General features: G+C 58.4%; 12 protein-coding genes and 1 pseudogene. 6 read left to right on the top strand and 7 right to left on the bottom strand.

The window, feature by feature from the left end; all coding sequences use genetic code 11:
• Positions 1-265: 265 nt before the first annotated feature.
• The 6 genes from AC3VI7_RS10110 to AC3VI7_RS10135 all read right to left on the bottom strand — a co-directional run bounded on the left by AC3VI7_RS10110 (position 266) and on the right by AC3VI7_RS10135 (position 5,532).
• The gene (locus tag AC3VI7_RS10110; protein WP_489667792.1) at positions 266-1,507 is read right to left on the bottom strand and encodes a hypothetical protein; all 1,242 of its coding nucleotides are present in this window, start codon (positions 1,505-1,507) and stop codon (positions 266-268) included.
• Between the two features lie 168 nt (positions 1,508-1,675).
• Positions 1,676-2,248 carry a hypothetical protein gene (locus tag AC3VI7_RS10115; RefSeq protein ID WP_489667793.1) on the bottom strand — a complete coding sequence of 191 codons (573 nt, stop codon included), beginning with the start codon at positions 2,246-2,248 and terminating at the stop codon, positions 1,676-1,678.
• A gap of 360 nt (positions 2,249-2,608) precedes the next feature.
• Positions 2,609-2,794, bottom strand: coding sequence for a hypothetical protein (locus AC3VI7_RS10120; protein WP_489667794.1), 186 nt, complete (start codon positions 2,792-2,794; stop codon positions 2,609-2,611).
• A gap of 140 nt (positions 2,795-2,934) precedes the next feature.
• On the bottom strand, positions 2,935-4,836 hold the full coding sequence (locus AC3VI7_RS10125) for a potassium transporter Kup (RefSeq protein ID WP_489667795.1): 1,902 nt from the start codon (positions 4,834-4,836) through the stop codon (positions 2,935-2,937).
• A 5-nt stretch (positions 4,837-4,841) separates the two neighbouring features.
• Positions 4,842-5,102, bottom strand: a complete 261-nt coding sequence (grxC, locus tag AC3VI7_RS10130; protein ID WP_489667796.1) for a glutaredoxin 3 — start codon at positions 5,100-5,102, stop codon at positions 4,842-4,844.
• Positions 5,103-5,121: 19 nt separating this feature from the next.
• Entirely contained in the window at positions 5,122-5,532 is a 411-nt protein-coding gene (locus tag AC3VI7_RS10135) for a rhodanese-like domain-containing protein (protein ID WP_489667797.1), read from the bottom strand.
• 88 nt (positions 5,533-5,620) lie between these two features.
• On the opposite strand from AC3VI7_RS10135, the gene gpmA reads away from it, so the two are divergent.
• Complete coding sequence (gpmA, locus tag AC3VI7_RS10140; RefSeq protein ID WP_489667798.1) at positions 5,621-6,364, top strand: 2,3-diphosphoglycerate-dependent phosphoglycerate mutase; 744 nt, start codon at positions 5,621-5,623, stop codon at positions 6,362-6,364.
• A 20-nt stretch (positions 6,365-6,384) separates the two neighbouring features.
• Positions 6,385-7,185 (top strand): 2-oxo-tetronate isomerase, encoded by an 801-nt coding sequence (otnI, locus tag AC3VI7_RS10145; protein WP_489667799.1) that lies wholly within the window; start codon positions 6,385-6,387, stop codon positions 7,183-7,185.
• Positions 7,186-7,272: 87 nt separating this feature from the next.
• Here the strand turns inward: otnI and AC3VI7_RS10150 are convergent, their stop codons facing one another.
• Positions 7,273-7,560, bottom strand: a complete 288-nt coding sequence (locus AC3VI7_RS10150; RefSeq protein WP_489667800.1) for a hypothetical protein — start codon at positions 7,558-7,560, stop codon at positions 7,273-7,275.
• 62 nt (positions 7,561-7,622) lie between these two features.
• On the opposite strand from AC3VI7_RS10150, the gene AC3VI7_RS10155 reads away from it, so the two are divergent.
• From AC3VI7_RS10155 to argJ, 4 genes and pseudogenes are all read left to right on the top strand, one after another.
• Positions 7,623-8,702 (top strand): M23 family metallopeptidase, encoded by a 1,080-nt coding sequence (locus AC3VI7_RS10155; protein WP_489667801.1) that lies wholly within the window; start codon positions 7,623-7,625, stop codon positions 8,700-8,702.
• A 166-nt stretch (positions 8,703-8,868) separates the two neighbouring features.
• Positions 8,869-11,646, top strand: a complete 2,778-nt coding sequence (gene secA, locus AC3VI7_RS10160; protein WP_489667802.1) for a preprotein translocase subunit SecA — start codon at positions 8,869-8,871, stop codon at positions 11,644-11,646.
• Positions 11,647-11,749: 103 nt separating this feature from the next.
• The gene (locus AC3VI7_RS10165; protein WP_489667803.1) at positions 11,750-12,328 is read left to right on the top strand and encodes a GNAT family N-acetyltransferase; all 579 of its coding nucleotides are present in this window, start codon (positions 11,750-11,752) and stop codon (positions 12,326-12,328) included.
• 30 nt (positions 12,329-12,358) lie between these two features.
• Positions 12,359-12,482 (top strand): annotated as a pseudogene (argJ, locus tag AC3VI7_RS10170) (bifunctional glutamate N-acetyltransferase/amino-acid acetyltransferase ArgJ); the annotation flags it as partial.

Genomic DNA, 12,482 nt, shown 5'->3' on the forward strand with positions numbered 1-12,482 from the left:
GGTGCGGGTGCGGGTGCGGGTGCGGGTGCGGGTGCGGGTGCGGGTGCTTGTGAATTTTCCGACTTATTTCCAAATATCTTTTTTAGCCACAACACGATAAATCCTTTTTGTTGAATTTTGAGATTAAAAATTGCCGATTCGCTGTGATATACAAGCGTGCTTATTACATGGAATAATAATGGCAACGTAACACAAATGAAATTGGCCTAGTGAAAATATTAACGCGGTCGCCGCAGGCGATCCGTGTTGAACCGATGGTTAGGCGTCAACGCGCATTAGATTGAGGAACATCAAACGCGAGAATTGTCAGGAATAGCTCCCGATTCTTGTCGTCTTTGTGTGAGAAACAATAGCGGAATGTTGTTTCATTTGATCCGCCAAGTTCGCGCTTGAAATTACTATGTGCTTTCGCCGTCTCAACGATGGCGCCCAATACACGAGAGAAATCATTTTTCCGGTTGAAGACAATAACGGCTACTTTGGTATCACGCCAAGAGGTGTAGCCTAAGACCTGATCGATTGTTTCGGTGAGCATCTTCGGCCCGGACCAGAACTTGCACTCCCCGATAAAAAGGTTCTTGCCTTCTGACCGTACAAGAATATCCGTCTTACCTTCATAGTTGAAGGTTTCACCCGTGGCTTGCCCTTCGTAGTGACCGTTCAATTGAACCAAAAAGTGAGATCGAATCGACTCCTCGTCCATCGTCTCGAACGCTGATGGGCTGCGCTCCATCACCTGAACCATGTTCTGAAGGACACCGAGAATGTGCTCATAGTCGGTATTCGATAGAACGGGCTCTGGCTTGTAAGGCAGCGTACTCGCTGCTGGAAGCGATGGCGCAAGTTTCTTTCTTACTTCTGGCGCTGCGAATGTCTGATTCGTTCCAGATCTCGGCTTCATCTTGAAACCTAGCCCGCCGACAAGATTGCGATCACCGAGTAGTTTTTGGCGACGCGATTCGATTGCCATTCTCGCTTGAGTTGGCAGCTTGGCGCGTAGTCCTTGAGCATTGCCGCGCAACGTCGCAAGGTGGCTTTGAATTTCGTTGACCGTGCGGTCGATGTCGTTGCGCACTCGCCCTGCTTCAAGATTGGTACCGGCGATAGTAAATACGAGTAGGTTTCCGCGTACCTCAGCCCGAGGCGGACTCATCGTATATGTGGTGGGTTGAACTTTGAACGCTTCGGCTTCGCCTGTGAACGGAATTTCAACTTCAATCTCTGTACCGGCGATATGAAACGGCCTGCTACGATCGTAGATCATTCGGTTTTGATCACGACTTACGTCTATCTTCGTCTCGCGCTGGTCTACCACAATCTCTTCTGTCAATAGGTTCGGAATCTCAATTTGAAACTTGTTCTCAAAGTAGAGAACAAGGTCCTCAACGGATGTATTGAGTAGTCGGGTTCCATCCAGTTCTGCAATAGCCTTGTGCATCTCTTGCAGCTGGTGTCGCTCCACGACATGCCAACTGACTTTGGAGAAGAGGTATTCTCGGTCTCTCATGTGGGGAACCCCTTGAATTTTGACACCTAACGTTGCGATTAAACCGGTTGGCGAAGCCAATCAGGTTTGAATAGCTTGTTAGGCTTGGCGAAATAATTTGACTTTATGTTATGCATGCTTGCTTTAAGTAACCTGATGAGCGAATATTTGCGGCCATTGTGATTTTGATCAATCTTGAGGGAATGCCGATGGATAATTTGGGAAGGGGAGTCCGAGTTTTGCGTATAAATTCTCGTGCAATAGAATTGGGATTCCCTTGCATGCATTTTCCAAATGGAGCTCCGTGTAGGGCAGCTTATCTAACCCAGATGTAACGTGTGCATGCCCTTTGTTAGACCACTCAAAGATCGCCACAAGCGATGACTCCGCATTAATGGATAGCCCATTGTATGCCTTAAAAACAATTTCTGGAGAAATCTTTAGTAGTGGCTTGCCTTCTTGGGTCAAGATCTTCTCAATACCAAAATCATCTGCTCTGCGGTTTTTTACTGCTACCAATCTTCTTTTTTCTGCGGTCAAGCCCATAAACTCTAATAGGGCTCTTGCGTGGATAAGACCGGCTTCAATCATTGGATTTGCCAGAGCTGCCACATTGCAATTTAACTTGACTTTATCTCCTTCCAGCACAGTAACATGACGAGGCGATGATGATTCGCCGCTCCATACCCACGCAAACTGAAGCGTTTCGAGCGCTTGAAGGCGATAGGGAATCAAATAATTGATGACTTCACTTTGTGTCATACCCAGGGTGTTGCACTTCACTTTTGAATCCGCCAAGCCTAACTACATTTAGACATCACCCGCCGACCCGCCGGATGCGGTCTATCGCGCTGGTGATGCTCCCTGAGGTGGCATCGTAAGTGATTGAAAGACCTCTGAAAAGCCCCACGGGGGCGAACTTTTTGGGATGGTTTCAGCGTGATAGGTGGCGATTTAAGCCTGTGCGTTTGCTTGACCGGGTGCGTCAAGAGATTCGGCTCAGGCACTACAGATAGCTCCCCTCGCCCGCACGGCGGGAGAGGCTGGGGGTGAGGGCTTGGACGGGCGGGCATTGACAAACACCATGCAGCCCTTCGACAGGCTCAGGGTGTGCTGTGCGCTTTAGACGCGCAGGTCAGCGTGATGCACCCGCAGGTTCTCGGTGGCCTGATGATGGCGTTGCCGCACGGGGTGTTGGCTGTACATGCTGACTTGATCAAGGCCATGCTTGACGGCGGCATGGCCCGCCCCCGTGGCAAAAAACGCCACCAGAGCAACGAAACAAAGCAGGTAAATAGGGCTTCGCATGGGGCTCTCCGAGGTGGGTTGGGGGTGTCGTGAGCCCTTTATAGGGGTGTGGCGAGCGAGGTACGCTGAGCGTTTCCTTACTCGCCACGATCAAGCACGTTCCGTGTGACGCTATGCACGGCGGGTGTGGTGCTAGCGGATCAAATCTCCACTTTCGAGCCCAACTCGACCACGCGGTTGGTCGGCAGGTAGAGGAAGTCGGCCGCGCCAGCGGCGTTGTGGTGCATGCCGGCGAAGAGTTTTTCGCGCCACATGGCCATGCCGTCGCCCACGGTGGGGATCACGATGTCACGCGACAGGAAGTAGCTGGTGTCCATCTCGTCGAGCGGCACCCCCCGGCCCCGCAGGAGTTTCAGGGCTTCAGGCACATCCGGATCGTTCTTGAAGCCGTAGTTGAGCGTGACTTGCCAGCAATCGTGCCCCAGCGGCTCCATGGCGATGCGGGCCTCGAAGCCGATCCATGGGATGTCGTGGTGCCGCACGGTGACGAACAAGTTGTGCTCATGCAGCACCTTGTTGTGCTTGAGGTTGTGCATCAAGGCGTTCGGGGTCAAGCCTTGCTCGGCCGAGAGAAAGACCGCTGTGCCGCTGACGCGGTACGGGGGGCTCACAAACACGGCATCCAAGAAGCTGCGCAGATCAATGGCCTCCGTGCGCAGGTGCTCGCTCATGATGCGTCGGCCCTCACGCCACGTGGTCATCAGCGCAAACATGCCAATACCGATCACCAGCGGGAACCAGCCCCCCGCGAAGAGTTTGAGCATGTTGGAGGCGAAGAAGGCCACGTCGATGAACAGGAAAAACCCCGTAGCCGCTACGCAAAGTGTCCAGTGGTACTTCCAGCCGAAACGGATGACGTAGAAGGTCATCACGGTGGTGATGGTCATGTCCAACGTCACCGCAATCCCGTAGGCCGAGGCCAAGTTGGACGAAGACTTGAACAGCGCCACGGCCAGCACGATGAAAACGAACAGGCCCCAGTTGACGAAGGGCATGTAGATCTGGCCGGTGTCACGCACGGAGGTGTGCAGCACCCGCATGCGTGGCAGCAAACCGAGCTGAATGGCTTGTTTGGTGACCGAAAAAGCCGCAGTGATCAGGGCTTGCGAGGCAATCACCGTGGCCGCTGTGGACAGCACCACCAGCGGGATCAACCCCCAAGACGGAGCCATGCGATAGAAGGGGTTTTCGATCGCGTCCGGGGTGTCAAGCAACATCGCCCCTTGACCAAAGTAGTTCACCACCAAGGCCGGCATCACCAGGCCGTACCAGGCTAGGCGGATCGGGCGTTTGCCGAAGTGACCCAGATCGGCATAAAGCGCCTCGCCCCCCGTGACGCACAGCACCACCGCGCCCAAGGCAATAAAGGCCAAGCCTTGGTGTTCGCTGAAGAAGCCCAAGGCGTACATCGGATTGAGGGCCCGCAGCACCGAGGGGTTATGGATCACATGGGGCAAGCCCAAGGCGATCAGCACAAAAAACCACACCAAAGTGATCGGCCCAAAGGCTTTGCCGATACCGCCGGTGCCAAAGCGTTGCACCGCGAATAAGCCCGTGAGCACCACCAAGGTGATCGGGATGACGAAGCTGTGGAGTTGGGGGGCGGCGACTTCCAAGCCTTCCACGGCCGAGAGCACCGAAATGGCCGGCGTGATGACGCCGTCGCCATAGAAGATGGCCGTGCCAAACATGCCCACCCCCATCAACACGCGATGGGTCAGGGGGCGGTCGGCGACGGCGTGGGTGGCCAAAGCCAGCATGGCAATCAACCCGCCTTCGCCGTGGTTGTCGGCGCGCAGGATCAACAGCACGTATTTCAGCGAGACGATGATGGTCATCGTCCAGAAGATCAGGGAGAGCACGCCCAAGATGTTGTCGGGCGTGACGGCGACATGGCCGGTATGAAAAACTTCCTTCAGGGCGTAAAGCGGGCTGGTGCCGATGTCGCCGTAAACGACGCCGAGGGCACCCAGGGTCAGGGCCGCCATCGCCTTGGGCGATGAGGATGCGTGGGAGGAGGCGGAAGTTTGCACCGAGGACATCTGGTTCAGTCTTGCTGCAAGAGGGGTATCAACTTGCCCGCCATGTCGAGAGCCATCAGATCATCGCAGCCCCCCACGTGGGTGTTGCCGATGAAAATCTGTGGCACGGTGCGCCGGTGGGTCAGGGCCACCATTTGCTCGCGTTGGGCGTGGTCCAGATCAATCCGGACCTCCTCGATGTGGGTCACTCCCCGTCGGTGCAACAGTGCCTTGGCGCGGGTGCAGAACGGGCAGATCCCGGTGGTGTACATCTTGACGGGCTTCATGGTGGCTGCACTTCCGGCGTCAGGTCGTTTTATCCACAGGCAAATTTGCAGTACGCCAAGAGCCCATGCCGCCGTTCAGCACCAGCACCCGCTCGAAACCGAGCGTGCGGGCGACCTTGGCGGCGCGCGAGGCCCGCATGCCTGAGGCGCAAACCAGCACCAAGGGCAGCGTCTTGTTGGTCGGCAAGCCCTTGGCGTTGGCCTCGAAGTTGCCGACGGGGATGTTGCGAGCACCCATCACATGGCCGGCCGCAAATTCAGCCGGCTCACAGACGTCAATGACGACGGCTTTTTCGCGGTTGATCAGGGTCACGGCCTCTTGGGCCGTGATGGCATCGCTACCGCCTTGGGAGAGGGTGGGCCATAACAGCATGCCGCCGGTGACGAGGGCAGTCACGATCCAGATCCAGTTGTCAATGAGGAAGTTCACGTCAGCGACGGTGGGTTCACCGTGTCCAAGAGGGTTGCGAAGGAGGGGATTATAAAATTTGCGAGTTTAGTCAACCATGGATCGCTGCATGTACAAGCTTGTTCTCATTCGCCACGGCGAATCCACTTGGAATCTTGAAAATCGTTTCACGGGTTGGACCGATGTGGACTTGACCCCCACCGGGGTCGAACAGGCCAAGCAAGCCGGCCGTTTGCTCAAGGCCGCTGGCTACGAATTTGATGTCGCCTACACCTCGGTGTTGAAGCGCGCGGTCTGGACCCTTTGGCACACGCTGGACCAAATGGATCGCACTTGGCTGCCGGTGGTGCATGACTGGCGCTTGAACGAGCGCCACTATGGCGCGCTGCAAGGCCTGAACAAAGCCGACATGGCCAAGGAGTTTGGCGATGCGCAAGTGCTGGCTTGGCGTCGCAGCTATGACACGCCGCCGCCGGCTTTGGACGCCAACGATCCGCGTGGTCAGCGCCAAGATGGGCGTTACGCCAAGCTCGATGCGGAGCAGATTCCACTCACCGAGTGCCTCAAGGACACCGTGGCGCGGGTGATGCCGTTCTGGAACGACGATTTGGCCCCGGCCATCAAGGCGGGCAAGCGCATCGTGATGGCCGCCCACGGCAACTCGATCCGCGCTTTGGTGAAGTACCTCGACAACATCGGCGATAACGAGATCGTTGGGGTGAACATCCCCAACGGCATCCCGTTGGTGTACGAGTTGGATGAAAACCTCAAGCCGATCCGCAGCTACTACTTGGGTGACGCTGAAGCGGCCGCCAAGGCTGCGGCCGCTGTGGCCAATCAGGGCAAGGCCTGATCGAAGAAGGAGACGGGGTCATGCCCAAGTTCGCTGCCAATCTGACGATGATGTACGGGGAGCATCCCTTTCTGGATCGCTTCAAGGCGGCGGCGCGCGATGGCTTCAAGGCGGTGGAGTTCCTCTTCCCCTATGACCATGCGCCCGCTGAGATCGCGGCTCGTTTGCGTGAGCATGCGTTGCAGTTGGTGCTCTTCAACGTGCGCCCAGGCGACTGGGCGGCGGGTGAGCGCGGTTTGGCGGCGCTACCCGGCCGGGAGGCCGAGTTCGCCGCAGCCTTGGATGAAGCCCTGCGCTACGCCCAAGCGCTGGCGTGCCCGCGCTTGCATGTCATGGCCGGTTTGGTGCCGGTGGATGCGGACGCGAACTTGCTGGCCGAGATGCGTCAAACCTATGTGGCCAATCTGCGCCGTGCGGTCGGTTTGGCGGCGGCTAAGGGCGTGGCTTTGACCATCGAGCCGATCAACCCGCGTGACATGCCCGGCTACTTCTTGACCCATCAGGCCCAAGCGCATGCCATCGTGAATGAAGTGGTGGGCGGAAATGATCGTTCAACACTGGGGGTGCAGATGGATCTGTACCACTGCCAGATCGTTGAAGGCGACTTGATGCGTCGCTTAGAGCTTTACCACCACGGTGTGACGCACATCCAGATTGCAGGCGTACCGGATCGTCACGAGCCGGATGCGGGTGAAGTGCGTTTTGAGCCCTTGTTTGAGCGGCTCGATGCCCTCGGCTACACCGGCTACATCGGCTGTGAATACCGACCTCGGGCCGGTACCTCGGACGGTTTGAACTGGTTACGCCCTTGGTTGGGTTGAACAAACTTAACCAAGGCTTCAGTGATGTATTGCCGTGAACGGCCCCCGCAAACCGGGTACTGGGCGGCGAATCCCGGCTGATCGGGGTTAACCCGCGTGAGAAGATCGAACCCGTATTTTGATCTTGGCGTTCTGTGGCCAGCCTTGGCTTTCGAGGCACTGTTCCAGACGCGGCAAGAGCTGTCGCAGCTTGGCGGCCACGGCGGTGTTGGCCGCCAGCAGTGTCCAGCCCTCATCGTCCACCGGCCCGGCCACGATGGCGCTTCGCAGTCCGGCAGGCAAGAGAGGACGCACAGCGTCCATACGGGCCGCTGATTCGGCCAAGCGCTGCTGTAAACGTTGCAAGGGCTCGCAACGCGCCAGGGCTTGATGCATGGGCACGCTGTCGGGAACCGCTGGCCGGGGACGTTCTGGTTTCACGCAAGGAGTGTAGCTTCGTGGATATTTTGCTCACCCATGGTCGATCAGCCCGGACGCGCAGTTTTCACCTGCCGGCTTGGCAAATGATCCTGATGGGTTTGGTGATTTTTTTGCTCATGCTGGCGCTTGCTGGTGCGATCTATCACCTGATTTTTATGAAAGCGGTGCGGGAAAACTGGCCCGTGATCGGGGACTTGGTGCGCCTGATTGCCAAGGATGAGTTCGCTGCCCGCGACCGTTTCCTGCGCGAAAACCTGGATGCCATGGCGCACAAAGTGGGCGAGATGCAAGCCAAGATGGTCAAGCTCGATGCAGTGGGTTCACGGGTGGCTGGCTTGGCGGGGCTGAAACCGGAAGATTTGAAAGCCATTGAAAGTGCTGTGGCCGCTTCGGCCAGTGCTTCTGCGGCCGAGCCGATGTCGCCACCCGCCTCTGCACCGGCCCGGCCAGCGAGTGCTACGACGTCGATGCTCGGATCAAGCAGTGCCCAGGGCGGCCCCTATATCCCGGCTGATTCGCCTGCGTTTGATTTTCTCAATCAACTGATGGACCGGATGGATGAGGTGGCGGATCACCGCTCGGATGTCTTTACGCTGGCCGAGTCGCGCTTGCTGGAAAAGAAGCTTGAAGCCTTGGTGCTGCCGAGTAGCGCCCCGGTGATCGGCCCGATTGGCTCCGGCTTTGGTTTCCGGGTGGATCCGCTGACCGGGCGTTCGGCCTTGCACACCGGCTTGGATTTCCCTGCGCACATCGGTACGCCGATTCGTGCGGCGGCGGGTGGGGTGGTGATTACCGCCTTGACGGTGCCCAGCTATGGTCAGATGGTGGAAATCGACCATGGCAACCGGCTCATCACGCGTTATGCCCACACGTCCCAGTTGCTGGTGAATCCGGGGCAGCTGATCAAGCGCGGCCAGCAGATCGCGATGGTGGGCAACACCGGGCGTTCTACGGGGCCGCACCTGCACTTCGAAGTGCTCTATGACGGCGTGCCGCAAGACCCGGCCCGCTTCTTGGCGCGCGGGGAAAAAGCCGATTCGACGTCGGAGCGGCCCACCGCTGCGGCCAAATCAGGCAAGCAACGCAAAACACGTTGACCACAGAGGGCGGTGTACACTCGCCCGCTGTTTTTGGGTCATCCGGATGGGCGTCGTGGCCAAATCGGCCCGGCGCCTTCGCTTTTCCCGGATCGGCTTTTTGCTCCACTTCTCAATGTGATTCTTGGTGGAATGCGACCACCGAGGGTTCTGATGCCAGCGCTCCATGTTGCCCAAGCTCCTCACGAAAATCTTTGGCAGCCGCAACGAACGGTTGCTCAAGCAATATCGGCAAGTCGTCGCCGAGATCAACGCGCTAGAGCCGCGCTACGAGCCCCTCAGCGACGATCAGTTGCGCGAGCAGACCGCCGAGTTGCGCCAACGCGCTTCGGCGCAAGGTCAGTCGCTCGATGAGCTCTTGCCCGAAGCCTTCGCCTTGGTCCGTGAAGGCAGCAAGCGCGTGCTCAAAATGCGCCACTTTGACGTCCAAATGTTGGGCGGCTTGGCGTTGCACAACGCCAAGATCGCTGAAATGCGCACCGGCGAAGGCAAGACGTTGGTGGCCACGCTGCCGGTGTTCCTGAACGCTTTGGCCGGCAAGGGCGTTCACGTGGTGACGGTGAATGACTATCTGGCCCGGCGTGATGCCGAGTGGATGGCGCGCCTTTACAACTTCCTTGGGCTCTCGGTCGGTATCAACCTGCCGCAGATGAGCCGCGAAGAAAAGCAGGCCGCTTACGCTGCTGACATCACCTACGGCACCAACAACGAATACGGTTTCGATTACCTGCGTGACAACATGGTCTACGAGGCCGCTGACCGGGTTCAGCGCGCCCTCAACTACGCCATCATCGACGAGGTCGATTCGATCCTGATCGACGAAGCCCGCACACCGCTGATCATCTCTGGCCAAGCCGAGGATCAAACCGATCTGTACCTGAGCATCAACGCGGTGGTGCCCAAGCTCAAGAAACAGATCGGCGAGGAAGACCCGCGCACCGGCGAAGGCGTCATTGAGCCGGGTGACTTCACCTCGGACGAAAAATCGCATCAAGTGGTGCTGACCGAGGCGGGCCATGAGCGTGCCGAGCAGTTGCTTTCTGAGGCCGGTTTGCTGGCCGATGGCGCTTCGCTCTACGACGCGGCCAACATCACCTTGATGCATCACCTCTACGCCGCCTTGCGCGCGCGCCACCTCTATCACCGCGACCAGCACTACGTGGTGCAGCCGGGTGAAAGTGGTGAGCTCGAAGTGACGATCGTCGATGAGTTCACTGGCCGCTTGATGCAAGGCCGGCGCTGGTCGGACGGCTTGCATCAAGCCGTTGAGGCCAAGGAAGGCGTGGAGATCCAAGCCGAGAACCAAACCCTGGCCTCGATCACCTTCCAGAACTATTTCCGCATGTACGGCAAGCTCTCGGGCATGACCGGCACGGCCGACACCGAAGCCTACGAATTCCAAGAAATCTACGGCCTCGAAACCATCGTCATCCCGCCGAACCGCATCCTGTCGCGGCGTGATGAGTTGGATCTGGTCTACAAGACCGCCCGCGAAAAGTACGAGGCGATCAAGAACGACATCGCTGAATGCTATGGGCGCGGCCAGCCGGTGCTGGTGGGCACGACCTCGATCGAGAACTCTGAGCTGATCAGTCATTTGCTTGATCAAGCCAAGCTGCCGCACCAAGTTTTGAACGCCAAGCAGCACGCGCGTGAAGCCGAGATCGTCGCGCAGGCCGGGCGGCCCAAGATGATCACCATCGCGACCAACATGGCCGGTCGCGGGACCGACATCGTGCTGGGTGGCAATGTCGAGAAGCAGATCCAGATCTTAGAAGCCGATCTGTCGGTGCCTGAAGCCGACAAAGCCGGCCGTATCGCGACCTTGCACAGCGAGTGGCAAGGCCTGCACGATCAGGTCAAGTCGCTGGGTGGCTTGCGCATCATCGCCACCGAGCGCCATGAAAGCCGTCGCATCGACAACCAATTGCGCGGTCGTGCCGGTCGCCAAGGTGACCCGGGCAGTTCGCGCTTTTATCTCTCGCTTGACGATGCCTTGATGCGCATCTTTGCCGGCGAACGGGTCAAGGCGATCATGGACCGCCTGAAGATGCCCGAGGGCGAAGCCATCGAAGCCGGCATCGTCAGCCGCTCCATCGAAGGGGCGCAGCGCAAGGTCGAGGCGCGCAACTTTGATATGCGCAAGCAGCTGCTCGAATACGACGACGTTTCCAACGATCAGCGCAAGGTGATCTACGCCCAGCGCAACGAGTTGCTGGCCGCGCCGGATCTGGACGCCCAAATCATGCATTTGCGCCACGGCGCGATGGCCGATGTGGTGCGCACTTTTGTGCCGCTCGATAGCGTCGAAGAACAATGGGATCTGGCCGGGCTGGAAGTCAATTTACGCGACGAGTGGCACGTTAGCGTGGCGCTGCGCGAGCTGGCCCAGCAAAGCGAGACGCTTGCCGACCAAGACATCCTGAACGCCGTGGTGTTGGCCGCCGATGAGGCTTTTGAGGCCAAGTTGGTACTGGCCGGGCGCGATCAGTTTGTGGGCTTTGAGCGCATGATCTTGCTCCAGTCGCTCGATACCCACTGGCGTGAACATCTGGCTGCGCTCGACTACTTGCGCCAAGGCATTCATCTGCGCGGCTATGCGCAAAAGAATCCCAAGCAGGAATACAAGCGCGAAGCCTTCGATCTGTTCAGTCAACTGCTTGATTCGGTCCGCATGGATGTCACCCGCGTGTTGATGACCGTGCGCATCCAAACGCGCGACGAAGTGGCTTTGGCCGCCCAAGCCATCGAAGAGCAGGCGAGCCACTTGAGCAACATCACCTACACGCACCCGAATGACGACGGCAGCGTCTCGCAAGAGGCAGCGGCTGTGGCTGCTGCCGGGATCGCGGCGGCTGATGACGTGCCTCGGGTGGGTCGCAATGACCCATGCCCCTGCGGCAGCGGCAAAAAATACAAGCAGTGCCACGGCAAGCTGAGCTGATCAGCACTGATCTGCACCAAGCTGCGCAACATCGCACAGCACCATGACGACGGGGACCCACAGTCCCCGTTTTTTTATGCGTCTTTTGCGCATGCTTGGTGGCATGAACCGATTGTTGTTGCGCCAGAGCCCGGAAGCGTTTGAAACGGGTCGGCTACGCCTCGAAAAAATCCGCTTGGATCATGCCGTGTTGCTGCGTGAGGCCGTGCTGCGCTCCAAAGCCCACTGGGCCTTCATCGACTGGGCGCAGGAGCGCTGGACGCCGGCACGGGCGCGCCACTTCTGCCGGACCACCCGCCATGCCATGGAGCGCGATGCCTCGGTCTTGAGCTATGTGGTCTTTGAACGGCCCAGCCACTTTGTCGGCATGATCGACCTGCATAGTTTTGATACGACGGTGCCCCGTTGTCAGCTCGGCTATGTCGGCGATGTCGCCATGCAAGGCCGAGGGCTGATGCGTGAGGCGGTGCAAGCGGTGATGGATCAGGCCCAAGCCTGTGGGATACGTCGTTTTGAGGTTTGGTGCGATGCGCGCAACACCCGCGCCATTCGCTTTGCCGAACACTTGGGTTTTGAGCATGAGGGCGTTTTGCGGCGCGCCTGCCAAGATCCATCGGGCGTTTGGGCGGACCACATGGTGTTGGCGATGGCTCCGCGTTCGCCCATCCCGTCCCTACAATGAGTCCCCTTTGCCCGACTTGATTGCTTCGCCATGCCTGTTCATCTTGCTGCTCCGAATCCCGCTGACCTTCACCCCGTGCCGGGCGTGGAAATCGGTATCACCCAAGCCGGTATCCGCAAGGCCAACCGCCGCGATCTGAGTGTGTTTCGCCTCG

This window comes from Leptothrix toolikensis (SeqCode), from assembly GCF_057922285.1.